Consider the following 24294-nt stretch of genomic DNA (forward strand, 5'->3'; position numbering starts at 1 on the left):
TCGTAGTTGCTGTGTCCTCGCGCTTGTACACTCTATTCTTGGTTTGCAATCTTGCGGCGGCCGACGAGACCAGATCGCGTAAGGTCGTCGGCAGCGTCAGGTGTGTGTAAGAGACAGACCCAATCCCGCCCGAGTCCAGCGCCCGTCCGGTGGTAACATGGGGCGTTCTGCAATCCCCCCAATTCACTGGGGCGGTCCCGCGCCGGCGCCCCAAGGCCCGCCCGGACCGTCCCCGGACAACGGAAGAACACTCCTATGGCGCGTGGCATCAACAAAGTCATCCTGGTCGGCAACCTCGGCAACGACCCGGACGTGAAGTACACCCAGGGCGGCATGGCCATCACCCGTATCAGCCTGGCCACCACCAGCGTCCGCAAGGACAAGGATGGCAACCAGCAGGAGCGGACCGAATGGCACCGCGTGGTGTTCTTCGGCAAGCTCGGCGAGATCGCCGGTGAATACCTGCGCAAGGGCAGCTCGGTGTACGTCGAAGGCAGCCTGCGTTACGACAAGTACACCGGCCAGGACGGTGTGGAAAAGTATTCGACCGACATCATCGCCGATGAAATGCAGATGCTCGGCGGCCGCGGTGAAGGCGGCGGCGGTGGCGGAGCAGGCGGTGGCAACTACGGCGGCGATCGTCCGCAGCGCCAGCAGGCCCCGCGCCAGGAATACGGCGGTGGCGGTGGCGGCGGCGGTCAGCGTCAGGGCGGGCAGGGTGGTCAGGGCGGCGGCTACGGCCAGCAGCGTCCGCAGCAGCAGCCGCAGCAGGCGCCGCCGATGGACGACTTCGCTGACGACGACATTCCGTTCTGACGCAGCGTCTGCTGCCAGCTTTCGAGACGTTTGAAAGAGCCCCGTTTTGACGGGGCTTTTTTGTGGCCGACGGACCGGCCAGAGCCGTCCGGCATGCGCCGCGTTGTGCCTTGCAGCATCCATTTTCGTGCACTGCGTCTTGCAAAAAAACGATGGCCTGTCCTATGGTGCAATCGATTGCATTTAGATGAATCGTTGCGTTTGATACCGGTTGGGAGGCCGGAAAGCAGATGCCCAGCCATCCGACTGGATCGATCCAAGGCCGAATGCTGACGCGACGTGACGCCCTGCGCATGGCCGTCGCCGGAAGCGTCGGCCTCGGCGCTGCCAGCATCCTGCCCGCGCGCGCCGCAGACACCGCCAGCACATCGCTGAAGGGCAACCTCAAGCATTCCGTCGCCCGCTGGACGTTCCCGCAGCAGTCGGTCGCCCAGCTCTGCCAGACGGTCAAGGACCTCGGCTTTTCCGCCATCGACCTGGTCGGCCCGAACGACTGGCCCACGCTGAAGGCCCACGGCGTGGACAGCTCCATGTGCAACGGCGCGGAGATCAGCCTGGAAAAGGGCTTCGCCGATCGCCGGTTCCACGATGAACTGGTGGCGCGCTACACGCGGCACATCGATCTGGTGGCCGATGCCGGCTATCGCAACCTGATCTGTTTTTCCGGCAACCGCAACGGCATGGATACGCAGGAGGGCATGGCCAATGCCGAGGCTGGCCTCAAGCGCATCCTCCGGCACGCCGAGAAGCGCGGCGTAGTGCTGGTAATGGAGCTGCTGAACTCCAGGGTCGATCATCCGGATTATCTGTGCGACCACTCCGCCTGGGGCGTGGACCTGTGCCAGCGGATCGGTTCGGCGCATTTCGGCCTGCTCTACGACATTTACCACATGCAGATCATGGAGGGCGACATCATCGCCACCATCGGCAGGCATCACGCGTGGTTCAAGCATTACCACACCGCAGGCGTGCCTGGCCGACACGAGATAGGAGACCAGCAGGAACTGCATTACCCCTCCATCTGTCGCGCGATCCGCGACACCGGCTTCGATGGGTATCTGGCGCAGGAATTCATGCCTGCAGCGCCCGATCCCGTTGGCTCGCTGCGCGAGGCGATACGCCTCTGCGACGTCTGAAACGATATCCACCAAGGTGAAGCAGAACCCATGGCAGACAATCATTACGACGCGATCGTCGTCGGCTCCGGAATCAGTGGCGGTTGGGCGGCAAAGGAGCTGACCGAAAAAGGGCTCAAGGTGCTGATGCTCGAACGCGGACGCAACATCGAGCACGTCAAGGGCTATGTCAACGCGATGAAGGAGGCATGGGATTTCCCGCATCGCAACCGGCCCACGCAGGCGATGAAGGCGGACTTCCCGGTGCTGATGCGTGATTACGGCCTTGCCGAGAATCTCGAGGGCATGTGGGCCAACGAGAAAGACTCGCCTTACATCGAGACCAAACGGTTCGACTGGTTCCGCGGCTATCACGTCGGTGGTCGCTCGCTGATGTGGGGCCGGCAGAGTTATCGCTTGTCGGACCTGGATTTCGAGGCGAACCTGAAGGACGGCATCGCCACCGACTGGCCGATCCGTTACGCCGACATCGCGCCCTGGTATGACCACGTGGAAAAGTTCGCCGGCATCGCCGGCACGCGCGAGGGACTGGACGTATTGCCGGATGGCGAGTTCCTGCCGCCGATCCCGTTGAACATCGTGGAGAAGGACGTGGCCGCGCGGATCAAGAAGGCATTCGGTGGTACCCGCCACATGATCCACTCGCGCACCGCGAACATCACCCAGCCGAAGGTCGAACAGGGCCGCGTCAACTGCCAGTACCGCAACAAGTGCATCCTGGGCTGTCCGTTCGGCGCGTATTTTTCGACGCAGTCGGCGACGCTGCCGGCGGCGATGAAGACCGGCAACCTGACCTTGCGGCCGTTCTCGATCGTCAAGGAAGTGCTGTACGACAAGGACCGCAAGCGGGCGCGCGGGGTGGAGATAATAGACGCGGAGAACGGACAGACGTACCAGTACACCGCCAACGTCATCTTCCTCAATGCCTCCTCGTTCAACTCGACCTGGCTGCTGATGAACTCGGCCACCGATGTCTGGGAAGGCGGGCTGGGGTCTTCGTCCGGTGAGCTTGGGCACAACGTGATGGACCATCATTTCGGCGCGGGGGCCTCTGGCCGGGTCGAAGGCTACGATGACAAGTATTACTTCGGTCGCCGCCCCTGCGGCTTCTACGTCCCGCGTTTCCGCAATGTCAGTACCGATGACAAGCGTGGCTATTCCCGCGGCTTCGGTTACCAGGGCGGTGCAAGCCGCAACGGCTGGTCGCGCGAGATCGCCGAAATGAACATTGGCGCCGATCTGAAGGACGCGCTGACCGTGCCGGGCGACTGGCGTATCGGCATGACCGGGTTCGGGGAAATGCTGCCGCACCATGACAATACGATCCGCCTGGACAGCGACAAGAAAGACAAGTGGGGGCTGCCGGTGCTGGCGATGGACGTGTCACTGCGCGCGAATGAAACGGCGATGCGCAAGGACATGGCCGCAGACGCCGCCGAGATGCTGGAGGCCGCTGGGGTGAAGGACGTGAAGATGCACGACAACGACTACGCCCCGGGCAAGGGCATCCACGAAATGGGTACCGCGCGCATGGGCCGGGAGCGCAGCAGTTCGGTGCTGAACCAGCACAACCAGGTCTGGGATGCGCCCAATGTCTATGTGACCGACGGCGCCTGCATGACCTCCAGCGCCTGCGTGAACCCTTCGCTGACCTATATGGCCCTGACCGCCCGGGCGGCGGACCACGCGGTGCGTGAACTGAAAGCGGGGAACCTCTGATGGACCGCCGCGAACTGCTGAAGATGATCGTTGCCGCCACCGGTGCGGCGATGGTCGGCGTGCCTGCGCTGGCCAACGGACAGGTGCCCTCCACGGGCTCGAAGAGCGCCTTCTCCGCCGCCGATGTCGCCACGCTGGACGAGATCGCCGAGACCATCCTGCCGCGCACCGGCACGCCGGGGGCGAAGGACGCCGGCGCGGGTGCGTTCATGGCCACATTCGTCAGCGACTGCTACACCGCCGCGCAGCAGGCGGCGTTCCGCGCCGGCCTGGCCGATATCGACAAACGCGCCGGTGGCCGCTTCGTGGCGCTCACCGCGCAGGACCGCACCGAACTGCTGCGCACGCTGGATGCGGAGGCCGGGAAACGCATCGTCGAGGTGGATGACACGGGCGCCGCAGAAGCCACCGACGCGGTGCCGCACTACTTCACGATGTTCAAGCAGTTGACCATCTTCGGCTTTTTCACCTCGAAGGTCGGCGCGACCGAAGTCCTGAAGTACGTCGCCGTACCGGGCCGTTATGAGGGCGATCTCGCCTATGTGCCCGGCACGCCCGCGTGGGCGACCAGCTGATGAAAAACATAATGACCAGACCGCTGCTGGCTGCCGCCTGCCTGCTGGCCACCGCGCCTGTGTTCGCGCAGGCCAGCGGCGACCCCGCGCGCGATCCCACCAGGACCGAGGTGTGGAAACCGGTGCCTGCGAGCGTGGCCACCCCCATCGGCGGCGCGCCTTCCGATGCAATCGTGCTCTTCGATGGCAAGGATGTCTCCGCGTGGGAATCCGAGCAGGGCGGACGCGTGCCATGGCGCGTCGACGATGGCGCGCTGACGGTGGTGCCGGGCAGCAAGGGCATCCGCACCCGGCAGCGGTTCTGCGATATGCAGCTGCACGTTGAATGGCGCTCGCCCAGCGCAACGGCCGGCTTCGACGGCCAGGACCGCGGCAACAGCGGCATCTTCCTGCAGGAGCTGTACGAACTGCAGGTGCTGGACAGTCACGACAACCCGACCTACGGCAACGGCCAGGCCGGCTCGATCTACAAGCAGGCCATGCCGCTGGTGAATGCCTCGCGGGCGCCGGGCCAGTGGCAGGTCTACGACATCATCTGGAAGGCGCCGCGCTTCTCGCAGGGCGGCGGGCTGACCTCGCCCGCGCGCATCACCGTGCTGCACAACGGCGTGTTGGTGCAGGATGACACGGTGCTGGCGGGGAAGACCGAGTACATCGGGGCACCCTCGTATGCGCCGCACGACTGCGCGCCGATCTCCCTGCAGGAACACGATTCGGCGGTCAGCTATCGCAACATCTGGGTGCGCGAACTGTAAGCGCACGGCGCCATCCCGTCGCGGCGATCCTACTTCGCCAGGAAGCTGGTGATGTCGTCGATCTCCTGTTGGGAAAGCTGCGAGAAGGGCGGCATCAGGCCGCCGCCCTTGCTGATCTTTTCCTTGATCTGCGCCGGTTGCAGGCGCTTGCCGACGTCGGTGAGCGCGGGAAACGCGCCCGGCATGCCCGCACGATCGGCGCCATGGCAGGCCGTGCAGTGGATAGCGTAAAGCTGCGCGCCGGCGGCAGGGTCGTCCTTGGACCAGGCCGCGTTCGCAAAGGTCGCCGCCGATAGAACCACGGCGGTTGTCAGGATCTTTTTCAAGTGGGTTTCCTTGGCGTGCTAGCGCGCTGCGCTGGCTGGCAGGGTGGCGGTCAAGTGGTTGCGCAGATAGTCCGCGCCGGTCTGGATGACGGTGGCCGGATCGCGCGGATGGTCGTGCTCGAGGATGTACCACTGCACGCCGGCGGCCGCCGCAGCGGGCAGGATTGTGTTCCAGTCCAGCACGCCCTGGCCGACCGCCGCGAAACCGCCTTCACCTTCGGCCTGCCCCTTGGGCGCATTGTCCTTGGCGTGCACCGCGAACACCCGGCCGCGGAATTTCCCGAGCATGAGCGCCGGGTCATGGCCGGCACGCGCTACCCAGGCCAGGTCCAGCTCGGTCTGCAGATCGGGCCCGGCCGCGGCGAACAGCAGCTCCAGCCCGGTCGTGCCGTCGAACTCGACCAGTTCGAAATCGTGGTTGTGGTAGGCCATGCGCATGCCCTTGGCGCGCGCCCGCTTGGCGATGCGGCCCAGTTCCTGGCCGAGTGCGGTCCAGCCGACGGCGTCGGTCGGGCGTTCCTTCTCGTCCAGGTACGGGACCACCAGCGTCGTGTTGCCGATGGAGCGGTTGAAGGCGATCACGCTGTCCAGGTCGTTGCGCAGCTCTGCCAGCTGCACGTGCGAGGACACCACCTTGATGGCATACCGGTCCAGCAGCTGCTTGAGTTCGGCCGCGCTTACGTTCTGCGTGCCGACGGTCTCCACCGCGTGGACCCCGGCGTCGTGGACGATCTGCAACTGCTGGTCCAGCGTGCCGGCGTCGCGCAGCGTGTACATCTGCACCGCGATGGGGTTCTGCGGGGCGGCGGCTTCGCCGGCGAAGGCGGGCAGGACAGCGCACAACAGCAAGACAAGAGGGGCGGTGCGTGCAGCGATGTTCATCAACAGATCCTCCGGGGATTCAACCGATGGGGGTCCAGGCGCGCGTCCTGGCCGATGCGATGACACGGTCGACGATCAACGCCGAGCGCAGGCCGTCTTCGAAGGTGGGCAGGCCCTGCGGTTGCTCGCCTTCGATGGCCCGATAGGTGTCGGCGACAAAGGCTTCGAAACAGGTGCCGTAGCCCTGCGCGTGGCCGGCCGGCAAGGCCGACAGCCGGCGTTGTTCGGCACTGCCGGCGCCCGGCCCACGCACGAAGATTTCTTCGCGCTGGTCGGGCAGGCCGATCCACAGCCGCTCGGCATCTTCCTGGTTGAATGCCACGCTCGCCTTGGCGCCATCGATCTCGAACCAGAGACGATTGTGGCGGCCCGCCGAGACCTGGCTGACCGTCAGCGAGGCGAGGGCGCCGGCGCTGGTCCTGAACATCGCCGCGGCCACGTCTTCGCTCGCCACCGGCTGCATCGCGCCGCCCGCCGCCGGTGTGCTGAAGCTCTGCCCGGTCAGGGTGCCGCGCTCGCCTATCACCGTGGCGAACGCCGCGCTGACGTCGACGAACCGCTCGCCGCCGACCCATTCCACCAGGTCGCACCAGTGCGAGCCGATGTCGGCGAAGACGCGTGAGGCGCCGCCCAGTGCCGGGTCCACGCGCCAGTTGTTGCTGGCCGGATCCAGCAGCCAGTCCTGCAGGTAGCTGCCGTGGATCAGGTGCAGCGGGCCCAGTTCGCCTTGGGCGATGCGTGCGCGGGCCTCGCGCACCACCGGGTGGTAGCGGTAGACGAAGGGCACCGTGGCGACCAGCCCGCTCGAAGCGGCCACTGCGGCCAACGCCTGCGCGTCTTCCAGCGTGGTCGCCAGCGGCTTCTCGCAGATCACGTGCTTGCCCGCTTCCAATGCCGCCTGCGCCATGCCGCGGTGCAGGTGGTTGGGCGTGCAGACGTGCACCACCTGGACCTGCGGATCAGCGAGGACGTCGTCGATATCACGGTAGGCGCGCGGGACATTCCACGACTGCGCCACTTCGTGTGCGCGCTGCGGCGATGAGGCGGCCACGCCGCGTACCGTGGCACCGGCGAGCAGGGCCGCGCGACGGTGCACCGCGCCGATCATGCCGGTGCCGACAATGGCGATTCCAAGCGTGCGCATCGTCTGTGATCCTCAGGGTGTGGAAGGGGCGGCCGCGACCACCGGCCGGTCGCGGAACAGCAGCAGGAAGGCGACCAGCACGACCAGCGCGACGCCTGCGGGGAACAGCCAGATCTTCTGCCAGTCCGGACCGGCCGCGCTGGTGTAGTGCTCCACCACCGCGCCGGACAGGAACGTGCCGATCAGCATGCCCACGCCGTAGGTGGCCAGGGTGATGAACCCCTGCGCGCTGCTGCGCGCGGCGGGGCCGGCATGGGCATCGGTGTAGATCTGCCCGGTGACGAAGAAGAAGTCGTAGCAGATGCCATGCAGCACGATGCCGATCACCAGCAGGGTGAAGCCGCCGCCCGCATCGCCGAAGGCGAACATGACGTAGCGCAGCACCCACGCGGCCATGCCCACGGCCAGCATCGCCTTGACGCCCAGCCGCACGAACAGGAACGGCATCGCCAGCATCAGCAGCACTTCGGATACCTGGCCCAGCGATTGCAGGCCCGCCGCGCCGCGCACGCCCAGGTCGTTGAGGTAGGGGTTGGTGAAGTTGTAGTAAAACGCCAGCGGGATGCAGATGGCGATGGAAGCCAGGAAGAACACCAGGTAGGAGCGCGACTTCAGCAGCCGCAGCGAATCCAGCCCCAGGATCTGCCCCAGCCCGGCGTCGCGTTGCCGGGCCAGCGGCGGCGTGTGCGGCAGCGTGAAGGCGTACAGGCCCAGCACCAGCGAGGCAATGGCCGCCATCTGGAAGGTCAGTTCGAGACGATGCGCCTGCTCCCAGCCCAGCCAGCCGATCAGCACGCCCGCCACGATCCAGCCGACGCTGCCGGCGACACGCACGGGCGGAAACTGCTTTTCGGGCGACTGCATGTGCCGCATCGCCACGCTGTTGGCCAGCGCCAGGGTCGGCATGAACAGCAGCATGTAGCCCATGACGCAGGCGGAGAAGGTGCCGAAGTCGGTCGCCGTGGAGGCCATCCACATCAGCACCGCGCCGGCCAGGTGCAGCACTGCGAGGATGCGCTGGGCGGCGAAGTAGCGGTCGGCAACCAGGCCGACCAGGAAGGGCGCCACGATGGCGCCGATGGACTGGCTGAGGAAGGCCGTCGCCACCTGGCTGGCGCTGGCCTGCAGCGGGCCCTGCACCAGGTAAGTACCGAGGGTCACGAACCATGCGCCCCAGATGAAGAACTGCAGGAACATCATCGCGCCCAAGCGCGACATGGCGTACGTCATGGCTACCCCTCCCAGGGCGGTGGTGGCTCAGATCCCCAGCATGCGATGCAGTGACTGCGTATCCGCGCCGCTGTCGGCGAAGTCGTCGAAGGCGCGCTCGGTCACGCGGATGATGTGGTCGCCGATGAAGGCGGCGCCCTCCCGCGCTCCGTCTTCCGGGTGCTTCAGGCAGCACTCCCACTCCAGCACCGCCCAGCCCGGAAAATCGTACTGGGCGAACTTCGAGAAAATCGCCTTGAAGTCGATCTGGCCGTCGCCGAGCGAGCGGAACCGCCCAGGACGATCGATCCAGTCCTGGTAGCCGCCATACACGCCACTGCGCGCGCTGGGGCGAAACTCCGCGTCCTTGACGTGGAAGATGCCGATGCGTGCGTGATAACGGTCGATGAAGCCGAGGTAGTCGATCTGCTGCAGCAGCAGGTGGCTGGGGTCGTACAGGAGCTTCGCGCGCGGATGGTGGTCCACCACGTCGAGGAAGCGCTCGAAGGTCGCGCCATCGTGCAGGTCCTCGCCCGGGTGGATTTCGAAGCACAGGTCCACCCCGCAGGCATCGAAGGCATCCAGGATGGGGCGCCAGCGACGGCCGAGTTCGGCGAAGGCTTCTTCCACCAGCCGGGGCGGACGCTGTGGCCACGGATAGAAGTAGGGCCAGGCCAGCGCGCCGGAAAACGTGGCATGCGCCTTCAGACCCAGCCGCTGGCTGGCCTTGGCGGCCAGCAGCAGCTGCTCTACTGCCCAAGCCTGGCGCGCGGGCGGATCGCCGCGCTTGTCCGGTGGCGCGAAGCCGTCGAACAGGCTGTCGTAGGCGGGATGGACGGCGACCAGTTGCCCTTGCAGGTGGGTGGACAACTCGGTGACCTGCACGCCCTGCGCGGCCAGCGTGCCGGCGATGTCATCGCAGTACGCCTGGCTGCGCGCCGCCTCGGCCAGATCAAACAGACGCGGATCGCTGGTCGGTACCTGCAGGCCGGAATAGCCCAGCCCTGCGGCCCATCCGGCCAGCGTGTCCAGCTGATCGAACGGGGGGGTGTCACCGATGAACTGCGCCAGGAACAGCGCGGGACCTTTGACCGTCTTCAAGGTGATTCGCCCTCGATGCAATCGATTGCATTATCCTAGCAGGGCCTCCTGCAGGAGCTGTTGTGCAGTGCACAGCGGCACCGAAGACCAAAAAACCATGGCCACCATCTACGACATCGCAAAACACGTCGGCGTCTCCGCCGGAACGGTGTCGCGCGCGCTTTCCCGGCCGGACAAGGTCCTGCCAGCCACGCGCAGCCGCATCGAACAGGCCGCCGCCGCCCTGGGCTATGTGCCCAACACGGTGGCCCGGACGTTGAAGACCCAGCGCAGCGGCAAGATCCTGGTCACCGTTCCGGATATCGCCAATCCGTTCTTCGCGCAGATCCTGCAGGGCGCGGAGGAGGCGGCGCAGGCGGTCGGCTACGCCGTGCTGCTGGGCGACACGCAGCATCAGCCCGACCGCGAGGAGCGCTATGCGCAGATGCTCCGGCGCAACGAGGCCGACGGCCTGATCGTGCTGGGGCATCGCCTGCCGCCGACGGCGCGCGCGATCGTGCAGCAACGGGGCGCCGCCGCGCCGGTGGTGAATGGCTGCGAGTTCGATCCCGCGTTGGGCATCCCCAGCGTCCACATCGATAACGCGGCCGCCGCGCGGGCGGTGATGGAACACCTGTATGCACTGGGCCACGAGCGGATCGCGGTCATCGGTGGGCCGCCCGGTAATCCGTTGCACCAGCAACGGCTGGAAGGCGTGCGTGCGGCCGGCAAGGCGCACGGTCGTCTGCGCCAACTTACCGTCGAGCCGGGCGACTTTTCCGTGGAATCCGGCCATGCGGCGGCGCTGGCGTTGTTGGCCCGCACGCCCGCACCCACGGCGATCTTCTGCGTCAGCGACCAGATGGCGCTGGGCGCGTTGGCGGCCTGCCGGGACCTGGGCGTCCGTGTGCCGGATGACCTGTCCATCGTGGGCTTCGACGACCTGGCCTCGTCCCGCTACCTGACGCCGGCGTTGACGACGGTCAGGCAACCGATGCGGGAAATCGGCGCCTGCGCGGTCAACCTGTTGCTGGCCATCATCGAAGGTCGGGATGTACCGCTCCAGCAGACGCTGGATTTCAGCCTGATGTTGCGCGGCTCGACGGGTGCGCCAACGAAGTGATGACGGGCGTGGGGATGGCCCGGCAGGCGCGATGCCTGCCGGATCCGGTTGCCTGCATCACGCCACGGCGCGCTCAGGCATCGCAGCGCACGCCGACCGCATCGAATGCGATCACCACGTCTTCGACCGGGTAATCCAGGTCCCGTGCGGCGGCAATGACGCCGCAGGCGCCGCTTTCGAACGTGCTGCTTGGCGTCCAGTAGTTCTGGTTGGCCGTCGCCATCGCAGTGAACGCCTTGCGGATATCCCAGCCCTCGCGATGGGAAAGCAGGTAGAAGGCCCTGTTATAGACGCCGGACGAGTAATGATTGTCCATGCCCGGACGGAAATCGCGCGCGTGGCCGATCGAACTGCCGTCGCGCGTCGGGTCTTCGAAGTAGCGATGCGCACCGTCACCCTTGATGATCTCGGCACCCACGAGGAAGTCGTTGCTGCCTTTCAGGTAATACTCGGCGGCTTCGCCTGCGATATCCGAGAACGCCTCGTTCATGCCGCCGGAGTGCAGCGAGTTGTAGATCAGCCCGGAGTTCTGTTCGGTAAAACCATGGGAGACCTCATGACCGACTACATCCAGTGCAACAAGCGGATAAAACTCGAACATCCCATCGCCGAACGACATGGTGCGGCCATCCCAGCCTGCGTTCTCGACACCCGTTCCGTAATGGACCTGCAGCACCAGCTGGAACCGCAGCGGTGCGGTGCCCAGCCAGTCGCGGTACATGTCGAACACGGCGCCGCCAGCGGCGTGCGCATCGTTCAATGGGGAGTAGGCACCATTGATGGCTTTGACTGTGTTCTGCGGGCAGCTGAAGCTGTGTGCTGCCGTGACCGAGCCTGATCGGCCGTGGTCCAGGTTGATGGTTTTTACGTTCTCGTTCTCCAGCGAGCAGGTTGCCCCATCAGCGGTGATGTCGAAATAGGGAGCAGTCGCGCCGTAGGCGATCTGGCCGGTTTTTTCATTGCCGCCGGGACCGATGCCGATCTTCGCCGTGGCCAGGCCCTCCCATTGCTCCAGCACGTCGCCGTTCATCGCGTCGACGATGGTGAACGGCCGGCTGGGCGCGTGGCCCTCGCCCTCGGCCAGGAAATCCACCACCCAGGCCAGCCGTGCGACCGAGTGTGCATCGAGATGGATCATCAGCCGCTGGTTCTGGTTCTGTATCTGCATGTCGCCGGCACGCATTCCGGGGGCACTGGCCTTGGCGATGGCCGCAGCACGCGCGCCGTCGATGCGGGGTGCCACGTCGGGAACCTCCGGCTGCAGTGCGGCGACTGCGGTACCGAACAGGCTCCGCACCTGGCCCCTGGCGGCGGTGGCGACCACCACATGTTCACCAAACACGGGTACGCCGTGGTGCAACTGCTCGAAGCGTTGATGCTGCACGCCGTTGCGGTCGACATGGCTGGACAGCAGTCGCAAGCTGGAACCGGCATCCAGCCCGAGCAGCGACGGCGATGCAGAGGCACCGGCGTTGCCGGTGGCGAACGCCGCGATCGCCACGCGGTCGAGTCGATGCAGCGCAATGCGCTCGGCGGCGCCCGCAGGTGCGGCGAGTATCGCGGCGGAAAGCAGGGTGAGGGACAGCAGGCTGCGGGATGGCAGGCGGATCATGGGTGGTTCCTCGCTGGATGGATGCCTGAGCGGTAGCCCTGCAGCAAGATCGCGCTTCCAGGGGAGGCACCGCCGGCGAGGACACCGTGGTTCGGGGTGAGCGCTGCAGCAACGGCGGAGGATGCGACGGCCGGGCCTGCGCCGCCCCGTGACAGGAGGGATCGGCCTCCAAGCCCCGCGTGATTCTCGTTTTTCCCTACCCTTGTGTACTTGAATGCCTGACCCGCGGGACAGCAAATCCGGAGGCCCGGCTCGGGTGTTCGGGAGGCCAGGAAAGGCAGGCATGCAGCGCGCAGACCATGCTGCAGTGCAACTTTTCAATTGTAGTATTATTTGTTTAATTGCAATCCAGGCCGATGGCCGCGTCGCACCGCCTCCGAACTGTGGAATCGTGGTGCCCTTGGAGTTCCCTGGCGTGGAGCGTGGATTGCATGGTGATGCTGGAAAACGCCCATGGGCTGCGGGCAGAGATCGCGCAGCGCGGCGCCGCCCTGGCGGGCATGTGGGTGCCGGACCGTGACGGGCAGTTCGCAGACGTGGTGCTCGGCCATGCCGAGCAGAGCCAGCGGACGTCGGGTCGGTCATTCTTTGGTGCCAGCATCGGCCGGTTAGCTGGACGCATCAGCACGGCTGGCTTCGTGCTCGACGGCCAGCATCATCGGCTCGATTCGGTCGATGGCCTCACCGCCCACCACGGCGGACCGGACGGCTTCGATGGCCGTGACTGGCAATGGCTGGGCGTGCGCCGTGACCGCGCGCGGCTGCAACTGGTCAGCCCGCATGGCGATCAGGGTTTCCCGGGCGCGCTGACGATCACCGTGGACTATCGGCTGGATGATACCGACACCCTGCACGTGGACTACGCCGCCACCTGCGACCGCCCCACGGTGGTCAACCTGACCCATCATCCGTTCTGGAACCTGGCTGGCGAAGGGGCGGGCGTGGTGGACGCGCATCTTCTTACGCTGCCTGCATCGCGCATGGTGGCGCTGGGCGCAGCGCTCACGCCCACCGGGCAACGCCCGGAGGTGGCCGCCAGCGCCTTCGACTTCCGCCGCGCGCGCGCGATCGGCCACGCGCTGTCAGCCGCTGGCGACGCCCAGTTGCAGGTCGCCGGGGGCCTGGATCATTACTGGATTCTCGATGCCCCGGCAGACGCCGGCGTGCGCCCCGCGGCGCGCCTGCAAGATCCGCATTCCGGCCGCGTGCTGGACGTGCTGAGCGATCAGCCCGGCGTGCAGGTGTATTCGGGAAACTTCCTCGATGGCAGCCTGCAGGGCGCATCGGGCAGGCCGTACCACGCACGCGCTGCCCTCTGCATCGAACCGCAGGCCTATCCCGATGCGATGAACCAGCCCGCCTTTCCTGACATCACGCTGCAGCCCGGCGCGGTGTATCGCAATCGCATCCGTTATCGCTTCAGCAAGGATACCAAATGAGTGCAGTGACTGACCCCGCACAGCGGCTGGCCGGCAAAGTGGCCATCGTCACCGGTGCGGCCAATGGCATCGGCCGTGCCATCGCCGGACTGTTCCAGGCGCACGGTGCCATCGTGGCCGGCTACGACCAGGCCGCGCCCTGTGCCGGGGATGCAGTGTGCGCACTCTTCCAGCAGGGCGATGTCAGCGATGCCGATGCGGTGGCAGCCTTCGTTGAACAGGTGGTGGCAGCCCACGGCCAGGTTGACTTGCTGGTCAGCAATGCGGGCATGGATGTGTTTTCTGCCCCGTTGGAGCTGTCTTCGCCGACCTGGCAGCGCAACCTGGACGTCAACCTCGGCGGCCACTGGAACTTCGCCCGCGCGGTGCTGCCCTGCATGCTGGCGCAGGGCAGCGGATCGGTGGTCAACATCGCCTCGGTGCACGGCCATCGCATCATCCAGGGCGCCTTCCCGTACAACGTGGCCAAGCACGCCTTGATCGGCCTGACCAAGGCGCTCGGGTTGGAGTACGCCGACAAGGGCATCCGGTTCAACTCCATATCGCCCGGGCTGATCCTGGTGGACCGCATCGAACGCTGGTTCGAATCACAGCCCGATCCTGCCCAGGCACGCCTGGAACAGGAAGCACTGCTGCCACCCAAACGCATCGGCGAAGCATCGGAAGTCGCGCAGACCGCGTTGTTCCTGGCCAGTGACGAAGCCCGTTTCATCAACGCCGCCGACATCCTGATCGATGGCGGCCGCAGCCAACTCTATTACTGAGCCCGCCATGACCCATTCCCCGCTTCCGCTGATCGCCATCCTGCGTGGCATCACCCCGGCCGAGGTGCGCGCGCACGTGCGCGTGTTGATCGATGCCGGCATCACCCAGATCGAAATACCCACCAACTCCCCGGACTGGCTGGGCAGCGTGCAGCTGGCCCTGCAGGAAGCCGACGGCCACGCCGAGGTGGGCGCCGGCACGGTGCTGGACATCGCCGATGTGGACCACCTGGCGGACAGCGGCGCGCGGCTGATGGTGACGCCGAACACCGACCCGCAGGTGATCGCGCATGCGCGTTCGCGCGGACTGGACATCGCCGCCGGGTTTGCCACCGCCAGCGAGGCCTTCGCGGCGTTGGCCGCCGGTGCGCAGCGTTTGAAGCTTTTCCCTGCGGCACAGTTTGGTCCTGCCTATGTGCGTGCGCTGAAAGCCGTACTGCCTGCAGACGTGCCGCTGTATGCGGTAGGGGGCATCGGGACGGAGAACCTGGCCGCGTTCCTGCAGGCCGGCTGCGCCGGTGCCGGGCTGGGCGGTGAGCTGTATCGCCCGGGCCAGGATGCAGCCACCACGGCGCGCCATGCGGATGCCTTCGTTGCCGCCCTGCGGAGTGCGAACGCATGAAGATCACCCGCCTGAGCACCTACCGCGTGGCGCCACGCTGGATGTTCCTGAAGATCGAGACCGACGAAGGCGTGGCCGGATGGGGCGAGCCGGTCATCGAAGGCCGTGCGCGCACGGTCGAAGCCGCCGTGCATGAGCTGGGCGAGCAGTTGATCGGCAAGGATCCGGCGCGCATCAACGACCATTGGCAGGTGATGTACCGCGGTGGTTTCTACCGCGGCGGTGCGGTGTTCATGAGCGCGCTGGCCGGCATCGACCAGGCGCTGTGGGACATCAAGGGCAAGACGCTGGGCGTGCCGGTGTACCAGCTGCTGGGCGGACTGGTGCGTGACCTCATGAAGACCTATTGCTGGGTGGGCGGGGACCGGCCAGCGGACATCATCGAACAGATCCGGGCACGGGTGGCGCTGGGCTATGACACCTTCAAGCTCAACGCCTGCGAGGAAATGCCGCTGCTGGCGCCCGGCCGCACCATCGATGCGGCCGTAGCCAAGGTGGCCGGAATCCGCGAGGCGTTCGGCCAGAGCATCGAGTTCGGGCTGGATTTCCACGGCCGCGTGGGCTGGCCGATGGCCAAGACGCTGATCCGCGAACTGGAGCCGTACCGCCCGTTGTTCATCGAAGAACCGGTGCTGGCCGAACAGGCCGAATACTACCCGCGACTAGCCGCACACACCGCCATTCCGCTGGCGGCCGGCGAGCGGATGTTCTCGCGCACCGAGTTCAAGAGCGTGTTCGCCGCCGGCGGCCTGTCGATCGTGCAGCCGGACCTTTCGCATGCCGGTGGCATCACCGAATGCATGAAGATCGCCGCGATGGCCGAAGCCCATGACGTGGCCCTGGCCCCGCATTGCCCGCTTGGGCCGGTAGCACTGGCGGCCTGCCTGCACGTGGACTTCGCCAGCTGGAACGCAGTACTGCAGGAACAGAGCATCGGCATCCATTACAACGCCGACGGCGAGCTGCTGGACTACGTCAAGAACAAGGACGCCTTCACCATGCACGGCGGTTCGATCCTGCCTTTCACCCAGCCGGGCCTGGGCGTTGAGATCGACGAAGAGGTGGTGGTCGAACGCGCGCGTAGCGCCGGTGAGTGGCGCAATCCCTTGTGGCGGCACGAAGACGGGAGCGTGGCCGAATGGTAAGCATGGGCGAGGGCCGCACCCTGCCGACCGCTGCGCTGGCCTTCGACAGCCGCTGCACGCTGGGCGAAAGCATTGTCTGGTGCGCGCGCGAACGTGTGCTGTGGTGGACCGACATCAAGGGCCGGCGTATCTGGCGCGGCAGCCCGGGGGCGGGCAGCACCCAGTGGTGGAGCACGCCGGGGCGGGTAGGGTCGCTTGCGCTGTGTGAGTCGGGCCGGTTGCTGCTGGGGATGGAAGACGCACTGTACTTCGTTGATCCCCCCCGCCACGCTGCCGGCACCGGTCTGTCCTGTGAGCACCTGGTCGACGTGCCGATGGAGGGGACGGCCATGCGCATCAACGATGGCCGCCTGGACCGGAGCGGCAACTTCGTTTTCGGCTGCATCAACGAAGATCCCGCGCATGCGCGGACGGCGCGCTTCCATCAGTACTCGCTCGGGCAGGGCCTGCGTGCGCTGGACATCGCGCCGGTGGCCATCGCCAACGGCATCGGCTTCGATCCCGACGGGCAGGGCATGTACTACTGCGATTCGCTGCAGCGAAGCATCATGCATGCCCGCTACGATGCAGCCACCGCCACGATCACTGACGCGCGCGTGTTCGCGCTGATTGCAGGGGACGCCGAGCCGGATGGAGCAGCGGTCGATGCCGAAGGCCGCGTGTGGGGTGCGCAATGGGGGGCGGGGCAGGTGGTGCGTTACTCCGCCGCCGGTGAGGTCGAACTGCGCGTGCCGGTGCCTGCATCGCAACCGACCTGCGTGGCATTTGCCGGCGACGACCTGGGCACGTTGTATGTCACCTCCGCGCGGGATGGACTGGACGCTGCCGCACTGCACGCGCTGCCGGCCAGCGGAGGTGTGTTCCGGGCCGCGCTGGAAGGCGTGCGCGGCCTGCCCGAACCCCGGTTCGCAGACGCATGATCGCCATCGACTGGGGCAGCTCCAGCCTGCGCGCGTTCTGGTTGGACCGTAAAGGACAGATAGTGGACAGCCGGCGCTCCGACCAGGGGCTGCTGAACGCCAATGGTCGGTTTGCCGAGGTGCTGGAGGCACTGATCCACGACTGGGACGATGCGCTGGTGGTGATGGCGGGGATGGTGGGCAGCCGCCAGGGCTGGAAGGAGGTGTCTTATTTGCAGGCCCCGGCAGGGCTGCATGAGATCGCGGCGGGAATGCAGCGGTTGAACGACGCTGCCATCGAGCGCGAGCTGTGGCTGGTGCCGGGCCTCAGCTGCGTGGATGTGCACGGCGTACCGGACGTCATGCGCGGCGAAGAGACCCAGCTGTGCGCACTGCTGCCGTTGCTGGGCCCGGGCACGCACCGTGTCGTGCTGCCGGGTACGCATAGCAAGCACGCACACGTGGTGGACGGGCGCATCGAGCGGTTCAGCACGTTCATGACCGGTGAGCTGTTCGCGGTGCTGCGCCAGCACAGCCTGCTCGGCCGGATGATGGTGGAGGCGCCGGATGATGCCGCCGCCTTTGCCGAGGGCATCGCACTGGCCGGGCGCCAAGGCAGCCTGCTGCATCGGCTGTTCAGCGTGCGCACCCGCGCGCTGTTCGACCAGTTGCAGCCTGCGCAGTTGGCCAGCTATCTGTCCGGCCTGTTGATCGGCAGTGAACTGCAGGACATCGATGCAGAGGGCGGCCCGCTGCACGTGATGGCCGCCGATGGCCTGGCCGATGCCTATATCTCCGCGCTGGCACTGCTGGGGCGACCGGCAACGCGGCACGCCGAAGACAGCGTGGCGCAGGGCCTGTACCTGCTCGCGCGTGCACGTGAGCTGCCGATGTAAGCGGAAGCCAGGCGCAACGGTTACTTCTTTCCACTCCGAACGCCGGTGACAGATCCCGGCACCCGCCTCAAGGAAGCAGGACATGCAACTTTCGCTGCTCGATACCTCCATCGTACTGGTCTACCTGGCTGCTGTATTCGTGCTGGCGCAGTGGGTTTCGCGGGAAAAGGCCGGCCACACCAAGGATGCCAAGGACTATTTCCTGGCCAGCAAGTCGCTGCCGTGGTGGGCGGTGGGGGCTTCGCTGATCGCCGCCAACATCTCCGCCGAGCAGATCATCGGCATGTCCGGTTCGGGCTATGCCATCGGGTTGGCCATTGCCTCCTATGAGTGGATGGCCGCCTTGACCCTGCTGATCGTCGGCAAGTGGTTCCTGCCCATCTTCCTGCGCAATGGCATCTACACCATGCCGCAGTTCCTTGAGCAGCGTTATGGCACCCGCATCCGTACGCTGATGGCAGTGTTCTGGCTGGGCCTGTATGTGTTCGTCAACGTCACCTCCATCCTGTGGCTGGGCGCGATCGCGGTCAGCCAGGTCACTGGCATGGACCAGATGCTGGCGGTGGTGCTGATCGGCGTGTTCGCGCTGCTGTACCAGCTCTACGGCGGCCTGAAGGCGGTGGCGCTGACCGACATCGTGCAGGTCTCGCTGCTGGTGCTGGGCGGGCTGCTGGTGACCGGGCTGACGCTCAGCCAGCTGGGCGAGGGCGCAGGCATCGTGGCCGGCTTCCAGCGCCTGTGGGAAGCCCATCCGGGCCACTTCGAGATGATCCTGAGCAAGGACAACCCGTTCTACAAGGACCTGCCAGGCATCAGCGTGCTGGTGGGTGGGCTGTGGATCATGAACATCAGTTACTGGGGCTTCAACCAGTACATCATCCAGCGCGCGCTGGCCGCCAAGGACATCGGCGAGGCGCAGAAAGGCGTGCTGTTCGCTGCTTTCCTGAAGCTGCTGATGCCGGTCATCGTGGTGGTCCCGGGCATCGCCGCGGTGATGCTGGCGCCGGGCCTGGACGCGCCGGACCAGGCCTACCCGACCATGATGCGGTTGCTGCCTACCGGCATCCTCGGACTGGTGTTCGCCGCACTGGTAGCGGCGATCGTGGCCTCGCTCGCGTCCAAGATCAATTCGGTTGCGACCATCTTCACGCTGGATTTCTACGCCCAGCGCAAGGGCCCGCACGACCAGGCCACGCTGGTACGCGTGGGCCGCATCGCCGCCGTGGTCACGGTGGTGCTGGGCATCCTGGCCGCCAAGCCGTTGCTGGGCAGCTTCGACCAGGCCTTCCAGTACATCCAGGAGTACACCGGCTTCTTCACCCCGGGCATCGTGGTGATCTTCCTGCTGGGCCTGTTCTGGAAGCGGGCCAACGAAGCCGGTGCGCTGGCGGCGGCGGTGGGCTCGTTCGTGCTGTCGGTGGTGCTGAAGCTGGCGTGGCCCTCCTTGCCGTTCATCGATCGCGTCGGCCTGGTGTTCCTGCTGGCGCTGCTGCTGGCGGTGGGCGTATCGCTGGCCACGCCAGCAGCGCCGGCCAAGGACGTGGTGCGCACCGACGACGTGCAGTACGCAACACGCACGTCCTTCAACGTGGGGGCCATGGCGGTCGTCGCGATCCTGGTTGCCCTGTACACCCTGTTCTGGTGAGGAGAGAGAGCATGACCCGCAAGACCCTGCTTGCCGTCGCCCTGGCGTTGGCTCCGTTGTCCGGCATCGCCGCCGAGCCCCGCGAAGAACTGCAACCCAGCGGGCGCTTCAGCGTCTATGGGCATGGTGCTGCTGCGACGCCGCCGATGGGCTGGAACCCGTGGAACGCATTCCGTACCGAAGTCACCCAGGACAAGATCCTGTCGGTGGCCGAAACCATCAAGCGCAATGGCATGCAGCAGGCCGGCTACCGCTATATCAACATCGACGATGGCTGGTGGCTGCAGCGCCGCGCCGACGGCGGCATCCAGATCCGCACCAGCATGTTCCCGATGGCGGCCAGCCGCAGCGGCGTGCCCAGCCTGCGGCCGTGGACCGATCACCTGCATGCGATGGGCTTCAAGGCCGGGCTGTACACCGACGTCGGACGCAACGCCTGCTCGCAGGCGCATGATGCGCACAGCCCCAACCTGCCGGTGGGCACGACGGCGCAGCGCGAGATCGGCCTGGAAGGCTTCGAGGCCAGCGACCTGGCCACGATGTTCGGGGAATGGGGGTTCGACTACATCAAGGTCGATGCCTGTGGGCTGGCCGATTTCGGCCAGGGCAGCAAGGCGTTGGCGAGCGCGACCTACCGCGAAGGGCGTCCGTTGATCGTGCGTGCCGATGCCCAGGCCACCGATGCGGACAAGGTCGAAGGCGCGTATGCGCGGGTCGGCAGGCTGCTGGCACAGGTCAACCCGGACAACGACTTCGTGCTGTCGATCTGCCCATGGGGAGAAGCCGGCGTGGGCAACTGGGGCGGCCGCCACGGCAACCTGTGGCGCACCAGCCCGGACATCGAAATGACCTGGGAAAGCATGCTGCACAACTTCGATACCGCATCGCGCCGGGAACTGTATGCCGGTCCGGGGCGCTGGAATGATCCGGACATGCTGGCGGTGGGGCTGGGTGAATTCGGTGCCGACCACATGACCGAAGCGCGCACCCATTTTTCGATGTGGGCCATCCTGGCGGCGCCGCTGCTGGTGGGCTTCGACCTGAACCACGCCACCCCGGCGCAGGTGGCGCTGCTGTCCAATCCGGAGGTGATCGCACTGAACCAGGATCCGGCCGGCAACCAGGGCCGGATCGTCGCCAGCGAGGGGCCGCTGCAGGTGCTGGTCAAACCGTTGTCCACCCGTGGCGAACGCGGCGTGCTGGTGTTCAACCGGGGCGAAGCAACGGTGGAGGCACGGGTGAGCGCCGCGCAGGTGCTGCTCAGCGACGCCGCCCCGATCCGGGCGCGCGATCTGTGGGAACAACGCGACGTCACAGCCACCGGAGGCGCGCTGGCATTCACCCTGCCAGCCCACGGCGCGGTGCTGTTGAAGGTCAGCGGGACGCCGGATACTAGCGGCGGCACGTCACTGGGCGAGATCACCGGCCGCATCCATGTGGCGGTGGACGGCCTGCCCGGTTACAGCGCCCGGCCGGCCGAGGTATCGGGCACCCCGCGGGTGGACCGCACACCGCAGGGCGGGCCGTTGCGCATCGCCGGCACGGCATACCCGCGGGGTATCGGCATCCACGCCAACTCGCGGCTCGAAGTGCTGGCATCGCGCGATTTCAAGCGTTTCACCGCGCTGGCGGGCGTGGACGACAGTGCCGCGGCTGCGTCCGGCAGCGTGGTGTTCAAGGTCTATGGGGACGGCAAGCCGTTGTTCACCAGCGCGCCGCTGCGACGCGGGCAGGCGCCGGCACGGATCGAGGTAGCAGTGCAGGGCGTGCAGGTGCTGGAACTGGTGGCCGAAGCGGCCACCGCGGGAGAAGGCGCGCGCACGCCGGTGGTGGCCTGGGCCGGCGCAAGCCTGCAGTGACCAGAGGCCTGCAGGGGGCGCGTACGGGGGCGGTCTATACTTGCGCCATGCAACCACCACGCGCTCCCGACCAGGTCCGGACATGATGGCGACGTCCAGTCGTAGCCTGCATGGGCAGATCGTGCACGAGCTCGGCAAGCTGATCGTGGCCGGCCAGTACAAGCCCGGGGAAATACTGCCGCGCGAAGAACGGTTGGCGGTGCAGCTGCAGGTCAGCCGCACCGCGCTTCGCGAATCACTGCGTGTGCTGGGGTCCAAGGGGCTGATCGAAACCCGCCAGAAGATCGGCACGCGGGTGCGGGAGTCCGAACACTGGAACCTGCTGGATCCGGACGTGCTGTCCTGGCACGGCGCGGCGTTGCCCACGCTGGCCTTCGTCGAACAACTGGCCGAGATGCGCGAACTGATCGAGCCGCCAGCGGCCGCCTTGGCCGCGCAGCGGCGTACCGATGCACAGTTGGCGCGTATCGGCCAGGCGTACGGCGCGATGGCAGCGGCAGAGGACATGGAGGCCTGGGCGGCGGCGGACCTGCGCTTCCACCACGCCGTGCTGGACGCGACCGGCAATGCGCTGCTGCGGCCGTTGTTCAGCGTGATCGAAACCGCACTGGGCAGTTACCTGCTGCTGTCCGCGCGCAAGGCCGATGCGGACTTCAAGTATTCGCTGCCGCGACATGCGCGCGTGCATGAGGCCATCGCGGCGCAGCAGCCCGAGCAGGCCCGCCAGGCGATGCTGGAGATGATTGCCGACTCCCGCAGCAACCTGCGCAGCGAGGCGACCTCTCCATGATCTGCGCGATTCCGCCTGCGGTGGCACTGGCTGCGATCCATACCGGACGCGCGGTGCCGTACACGCGGCCGGGAAGCTGCAGCGCGATCGCCAAAGTGCCGGTAAGCGGGCCGGTGCGCATCCATGTCGAAGGCATCGAAGGTGATGAACAGGGCGACCGCCGGGTGCACGGCGGCCCGGAAAAAGCCATCCACCACTATCCGTTCGACCACTATGCCTTCTGGCGCCAAGGACATCCGCATCCTCTGCTGGCGGCGAGCGGCGCCTTCGGCGAAAACTTCTCCAGCACGGGGTGGAGTGAAGATACGATCCACCTGGCCGACGTGATCCGGGTCGGCACGGCCACGCTGCAGGTGTCGCAGGGCCGCCAGCCCTGCTGGAAACTCAACGACCGCTTCGGCCTGCCGGACATGGCGCGCAGCATGCAGTCCAGCGGCCGCACCGGCTGGTACTACCGCGTGCTGGAAGGTGGCCGTGTGGCGCCGGGCGATGCGATGACCGTGGTGGAGCGGCTGTGCCCGGACTGGTCGTTGCGCCGGCTCGGCCATGTGCTGTTCGACCGTACCCTGGAGCGCAGCGTGCTGGAGGAAGCCAGCCAACTGCCGCTGACCGAATCGTGGAAGAAGCTGCTGTCCAACCGGCTGCAGCGCAACGAGGTGGAATCCTGGCAATCACGGTTGCAGGGGCCTGAAACCCGGTAGCGCCACGCCATGCTCGGCGGCTTGCATCAGGCATCGCGCTGCATGGGCCGCTCGAACAGTGCGTTCAACGTAGCCCCCGACGTCGCACCTTCCAGTCCGGCGAAGCTCCCCTGTTCCTGCAGCTGCTGGGTGGCCTGCATGAAACCGCCCCAGGCCGCGCGTGCCAGTGCGCCGCCCAGGCTGACCCGCCGTACGCCCATCGCGGCGATGTCCTGCAGGGTGAACGCACTGGGGCCGCCGACCAGCAGGTTGACCGGCTTCGGCGCCACTGCGGCCACCACCGCCTCGATGTGCGCACGTTGCACGATGCCGGGCGCATACAGGCAGTCCGCGCCCGCATCAGCGTACGCGCGCAGGCGCAGCAGGGTGTCGTCTATGTCAGGTTGGCCGACGAAGAAATTCTCGGCACGACCGATCAACATCACGTCCGCACCCGAATGGTCGATCGCCACGCGCGCGGCGCGCAACCGGGCCAGTGCTTCATCCAAGGGCCGCAGCGGCTGGAAGGGATCCGGGCTGGCATCTTCGATGGACAGGCCTGCCACGCCGGTGTCGATCGCGCGCAGGACGGCGCGTTCGACATCGGCCGGCGTCGCGCCGAAGCCATCGCCGAAGTCCGCATTCAACGGCAGCGACGTGGCATCGGCCATGTCGCGCAGATGCGCCAGTACCTGCTCCAGGTCCTCAGCCCCATCGGCCTTGCCCTGGCTCCAGGCATGGCCGGAACTGGTCGATGCCAGTGCCTTGAAGCCGGCGCTCTGCAGGTAGCGCGCGCTGCCGGCATCCCACGGATTGGGAAGTACGAAGCAACCGTGCTGGTGCAGCGCGCGGAACTGTCGGCGGCGTTCGCTGGTATCTGGCGTGGGCATGGATGGAGTCCCGGTGGGCGGTGGAGGGAGGTGTCAGGACTGCAGAGCAAGATAGTGCAGTGCATCGCCTACCGGCGTGGTGCCCGCGGTCAGCTCGATGATCGCCCGCGCCAACCCACCCCGCCCCACCTTCGACAGGTCCATGGCGGCGATGGAACCTTCGGTAGCGCCGACCCATGGTCGGCGGAATGTTCCAGCCAACGGCCCGCTGCGCTCGCCGACCATGGGTCGGCGCTACCGCTTTTCCTCTTCTTTTTTACGCGGGTGGCGGCCACCGGAACCTGTCAT

At 66.7% G+C, this 24294-nt stretch carries 23 protein-coding genes; 16 read left to right on the top strand and 7 right to left on the bottom strand.

Annotated features, from left to right (window positions below; genetic code table 11):
* The first annotated feature begins 255 nt into the window (after nucleotides 1-255).
* The 5 genes from CXG43_RS00425 to CXG43_RS00445 all read left to right on the top strand — a co-directional run bounded on the left by CXG43_RS00425 (nucleotide 256) and on the right by CXG43_RS00445 (nucleotide 5001).
* Nucleotides 256-816 carry a single-stranded DNA-binding protein gene (locus CXG43_RS00425; RefSeq protein ID WP_101098231.1) on the top strand — a complete coding sequence of 187 codons (561 nt, stop codon included), beginning with the start codon at nucleotides 256-258 and terminating at the stop codon, nucleotides 814-816.
* Between the two features lie 293 nt (nucleotides 817-1109).
* Nucleotides 1110-1952 carry a TIM barrel protein gene (locus tag CXG43_RS00430; protein WP_232767503.1) on the top strand — a complete coding sequence of 281 codons (843 nt, stop codon included), beginning with the start codon at nucleotides 1110-1112 and terminating at the stop codon, nucleotides 1950-1952.
* A gap of 30 nt (nucleotides 1953-1982) precedes the next feature.
* Nucleotides 1983-3671 carry a GMC family oxidoreductase gene (locus tag CXG43_RS00435; protein ID WP_101098232.1) on the top strand — a complete coding sequence of 563 codons (1689 nt, stop codon included), beginning with the start codon at nucleotides 1983-1985 and terminating at the stop codon, nucleotides 3669-3671.
* Complete coding sequence (locus CXG43_RS00440; RefSeq protein ID WP_101098233.1) at nucleotides 3671-4246, top strand: gluconate 2-dehydrogenase subunit 3 family protein; 576 nt, start codon at nucleotides 3671-3673, stop codon at nucleotides 4244-4246. Before CXG43_RS00435 ends, CXG43_RS00440 begins: the two co-directional genes overlap by 1 nt.
* An 11-nt stretch (nucleotides 4247-4257) precedes the next feature.
* The gene (locus CXG43_RS00445) at nucleotides 4258-5001 is read left to right on the top strand and encodes a DUF1080 domain-containing protein (RefSeq protein ID WP_101098252.1); all 744 of its coding nucleotides are present in this window, start codon (nucleotides 4258-4260) and stop codon (nucleotides 4999-5001) included.
* A gap of 29 nt (nucleotides 5002-5030) precedes the next feature.
* Here the strand turns inward: CXG43_RS00445 and CXG43_RS00450 are convergent, their stop codons facing one another.
* Genes CXG43_RS00450 through CXG43_RS00470 form a run of 5 tightly spaced genes read right to left on the bottom strand, consistent with a single transcriptional unit; the run spans nucleotide 5031 to nucleotide 9663 of the window.
* Nucleotides 5031-5327 carry a cytochrome c gene (locus CXG43_RS00450; RefSeq protein ID WP_101098234.1) on the bottom strand — a complete coding sequence of 99 codons (297 nt, stop codon included), beginning with the start codon at nucleotides 5325-5327 and terminating at the stop codon, nucleotides 5031-5033.
* An 18-nt stretch (nucleotides 5328-5345) separates the two neighbouring features.
* On the bottom strand, nucleotides 5346-6209 hold the full coding sequence (locus CXG43_RS00455) for a sugar phosphate isomerase/epimerase (RefSeq protein WP_101098235.1): 864 nt from the start codon (nucleotides 6207-6209) through the stop codon (nucleotides 5346-5348).
* A gap of 19 nt (nucleotides 6210-6228) precedes the next feature.
* A complete protein-coding gene (locus CXG43_RS00460) occupies nucleotides 6229-7353 on the bottom strand; it encodes a Gfo/Idh/MocA family oxidoreductase (protein WP_101098236.1) in 1125 nt (374 codons plus the stop codon).
* Nucleotides 7354-7365: 12 nt separating this feature from the next.
* Nucleotides 7366-8583 carry a nucleoside permease gene (locus CXG43_RS00465; RefSeq protein WP_101098237.1) on the bottom strand — a complete coding sequence of 406 codons (1218 nt, stop codon included), beginning with the start codon at nucleotides 8581-8583 and terminating at the stop codon, nucleotides 7366-7368.
* A gap of 27 nt (nucleotides 8584-8610) precedes the next feature.
* Complete coding sequence (locus CXG43_RS00470) at nucleotides 8611-9663, bottom strand: sugar phosphate isomerase/epimerase family protein (RefSeq protein WP_101098238.1); 1053 nt, start codon at nucleotides 9661-9663, stop codon at nucleotides 8611-8613.
* 97 nt (nucleotides 9664-9760) lie between these two features.
* Between CXG43_RS00470 and CXG43_RS00475 the strand changes: the two genes are divergently transcribed.
* A complete protein-coding gene (locus CXG43_RS00475) occupies nucleotides 9761-10765 on the top strand; it encodes a LacI family DNA-binding transcriptional regulator (protein WP_101098253.1) in 1005 nt (334 codons plus the stop codon).
* Between the two features lie 73 nt (nucleotides 10766-10838).
* Here the strand turns inward: CXG43_RS00475 and CXG43_RS00480 are convergent, their stop codons facing one another.
* On the bottom strand, nucleotides 10839-12377 hold the full coding sequence (locus CXG43_RS00480; RefSeq protein ID WP_101098239.1) for a M4 family metallopeptidase: 1539 nt from the start codon (nucleotides 12375-12377) through the stop codon (nucleotides 10839-10841).
* 431 nt (nucleotides 12378-12808) lie between these two features.
* On the opposite strand from CXG43_RS00480, the gene CXG43_RS00485 reads away from it, so the two are divergent.
* The 10 genes from CXG43_RS00485 (at nucleotide 12809) to CXG43_RS00530 (ending at nucleotide 23137) form a co-directional block, all read left to right on the top strand.
* Nucleotides 12809-13816: an aldose epimerase family protein gene (locus tag CXG43_RS00485; protein WP_157825202.1), complete on the top strand. Its 1008-nt coding sequence runs from the start codon at nucleotides 12809-12811 to the stop codon at nucleotides 13814-13816.
* Nucleotides 13813-14580 (top strand): SDR family oxidoreductase, encoded by a 768-nt coding sequence (locus tag CXG43_RS00490; RefSeq protein WP_101098241.1) that lies wholly within the window; start codon nucleotides 13813-13815, stop codon nucleotides 14578-14580. Before CXG43_RS00485 ends, CXG43_RS00490 begins: the two co-directional genes overlap by 4 nt.
* A gap of 7 nt (nucleotides 14581-14587) precedes the next feature.
* A complete protein-coding gene (locus CXG43_RS00495) occupies nucleotides 14588-15202 on the top strand; it encodes a 2-dehydro-3-deoxy-6-phosphogalactonate aldolase (protein ID WP_101098242.1) in 615 nt (204 codons plus the stop codon).
* The gene (gene dgoD / locus CXG43_RS00500) at nucleotides 15199-16347 is read left to right on the top strand and encodes a galactonate dehydratase (RefSeq protein WP_101098243.1); all 1149 of its coding nucleotides are present in this window, start codon (nucleotides 15199-15201) and stop codon (nucleotides 16345-16347) included. Before CXG43_RS00495 ends, dgoD begins: the two co-directional genes overlap by 4 nt.
* A 2-nt stretch (nucleotides 16348-16349) precedes the next feature.
* Nucleotides 16350-17267, top strand: coding sequence for an SMP-30/gluconolactonase/LRE family protein (locus CXG43_RS00505; protein ID WP_157825203.1), 918 nt, complete (start codon nucleotides 16350-16352; stop codon nucleotides 17265-17267).
* The gene (locus CXG43_RS00510; protein WP_101098245.1) at nucleotides 17264-18142 is read left to right on the top strand and encodes a 2-dehydro-3-deoxygalactonokinase; all 879 of its coding nucleotides are present in this window, start codon (nucleotides 17264-17266) and stop codon (nucleotides 18140-18142) included. Before CXG43_RS00505 ends, CXG43_RS00510 begins: the two co-directional genes overlap by 4 nt.
* A gap of 82 nt (nucleotides 18143-18224) precedes the next feature.
* A complete protein-coding gene (locus CXG43_RS00515) occupies nucleotides 18225-19787 on the top strand; it encodes a sodium/sugar symporter (protein WP_101098246.1) in 1563 nt (520 codons plus the stop codon).
* Between the two features lie 11 nt (nucleotides 19788-19798).
* Nucleotides 19799-21646, top strand: coding sequence for an NPCBM/NEW2 domain-containing protein (locus CXG43_RS00520; protein WP_101098247.1), 1848 nt, complete (start codon nucleotides 19799-19801; stop codon nucleotides 21644-21646).
* Nucleotides 21647-21728: 82 nt separating this feature from the next.
* Nucleotides 21729-22436 (top strand): FadR/GntR family transcriptional regulator, encoded by a 708-nt coding sequence (locus tag CXG43_RS00525; protein ID WP_101098248.1) that lies wholly within the window; start codon nucleotides 21729-21731, stop codon nucleotides 22434-22436.
* Entirely contained in the window at nucleotides 22433-23137 is a 705-nt protein-coding gene (locus tag CXG43_RS00530; RefSeq protein WP_101098249.1) for an MOSC domain-containing protein, read from the top strand. Before CXG43_RS00525 ends, CXG43_RS00530 begins: the two co-directional genes overlap by 4 nt.
* Nucleotides 23138-23163: 26 nt before the next feature.
* On the opposite strand, the gene CXG43_RS00535 is transcribed toward CXG43_RS00530, so the two are convergent.
* Entirely contained in the window at nucleotides 23164-24006 is an 843-nt protein-coding gene (locus tag CXG43_RS00535; RefSeq protein WP_101098250.1) for an isocitrate lyase/phosphoenolpyruvate mutase family protein, read from the bottom strand.
* Between the last annotated feature and the right edge of the window lie 288 nt (nucleotides 24007-24294).

It is taken from the genome of Stenotrophomonas sp. Bg11-02 (genome assembly GCF_002836635.1).
Classification (GTDB): Bacteria; Pseudomonadota; Gammaproteobacteria; order Xanthomonadales; family Xanthomonadaceae; genus Stenotrophomonas; species Stenotrophomonas lacuserhaii.

What these genes read in the sequence shown, in the direction of transcription:
- CXG43_RS00525 (WP_101098248.1), top strand. Translation starts at nt 21,729, where the DNA reads ATGATGGCGACGTCCAGTCGTAGCCTGCATGGGCAGATCGTGCACGAG.
- CXG43_RS00475 (WP_101098253.1), top strand. Translation starts at nt 9,761, where the DNA reads ATGGCCACCATCTACGACATCGCAAAACACGTCGGCGTCTCCGCCGGA.
- CXG43_RS00440 (WP_101098233.1), top strand. Translation starts at nt 3,671, where the DNA reads ATGGACCGCCGCGAACTGCTGAAGATGATCGTTGCCGCCACCGGTGCG.
- CXG43_RS00455 (WP_101098235.1), bottom strand. Translation starts at nt 6,209, where the DNA reads ATGAACATCGCTGCACGCACCGCCCCTCTTGTCTTGCTGTTGTGCGCT.
- CXG43_RS00520 (WP_101098247.1), top strand. Translation starts at nt 19,799, where the DNA reads ATGACCCGCAAGACCCTGCTTGCCGTCGCCCTGGCGTTGGCTCCGTTG.
- CXG43_RS00425 (WP_101098231.1), top strand. Translation starts at nt 256, where the DNA reads ATGGCGCGTGGCATCAACAAAGTCATCCTGGTCGGCAACCTCGGCAAC.
- CXG43_RS00530 (WP_101098249.1), top strand. Translation starts at nt 22,433, where the DNA reads ATGATCTGCGCGATTCCGCCTGCGGTGGCACTGGCTGCGATCCATACC.
- dgoD (WP_101098243.1), top strand. Translation starts at nt 15,199, where the DNA reads ATGAAGATCACCCGCCTGAGCACCTACCGCGTGGCGCCACGCTGGATG.
- CXG43_RS00445 (WP_101098252.1), top strand. Translation starts at nt 4,258, where the DNA reads ATGACCAGACCGCTGCTGGCTGCCGCCTGCCTGCTGGCCACCGCGCCT.
- CXG43_RS00480 (WP_101098239.1), bottom strand. Translation starts at nt 12,377, where the DNA reads ATGATCCGCCTGCCATCCCGCAGCCTGCTGTCCCTCACCCTGCTTTCC.
- CXG43_RS00465 (WP_101098237.1), bottom strand. Translation starts at nt 8,583, where the DNA reads ATGACGTACGCCATGTCGCGCTTGGGCGCGATGATGTTCCTGCAGTTC.
- CXG43_RS00495 (WP_101098242.1), top strand. Translation starts at nt 14,588, where the DNA reads ATGACCCATTCCCCGCTTCCGCTGATCGCCATCCTGCGTGGCATCACC.
- CXG43_RS00460 (WP_101098236.1), bottom strand. Translation starts at nt 7,353, where the DNA reads ATGCGCACGCTTGGAATCGCCATTGTCGGCACCGGCATGATCGGCGCG.
- CXG43_RS00515 (WP_101098246.1), top strand. Translation starts at nt 18,225, where the DNA reads ATGCAACTTTCGCTGCTCGATACCTCCATCGTACTGGTCTACCTGGCT.
- CXG43_RS00435 (WP_101098232.1), top strand. Translation starts at nt 1,983, where the DNA reads ATGGCAGACAATCATTACGACGCGATCGTCGTCGGCTCCGGAATCAGT.
- CXG43_RS00535 (WP_101098250.1), bottom strand. Translation starts at nt 24,006, where the DNA reads ATGCCCACGCCAGATACCAGCGAACGCCGCCGACAGTTCCGCGCGCTG.
- CXG43_RS00485 (WP_157825202.1), top strand. Translation starts at nt 12,809, where the DNA reads ATGGTGATGCTGGAAAACGCCCATGGGCTGCGGGCAGAGATCGCGCAG.
- CXG43_RS00510 (WP_101098245.1), top strand. Translation starts at nt 17,264, where the DNA reads ATGATCGCCATCGACTGGGGCAGCTCCAGCCTGCGCGCGTTCTGGTTG.
- CXG43_RS00505 (WP_157825203.1), top strand. Translation starts at nt 16,350, where the DNA reads ATGGGCGAGGGCCGCACCCTGCCGACCGCTGCGCTGGCCTTCGACAGC.
- CXG43_RS00490 (WP_101098241.1), top strand. Translation starts at nt 13,813, where the DNA reads ATGAGTGCAGTGACTGACCCCGCACAGCGGCTGGCCGGCAAAGTGGCC.
- CXG43_RS00430 (WP_232767503.1), top strand. Translation starts at nt 1,110, where the DNA reads ATGGCCGTCGCCGGAAGCGTCGGCCTCGGCGCTGCCAGCATCCTGCCC.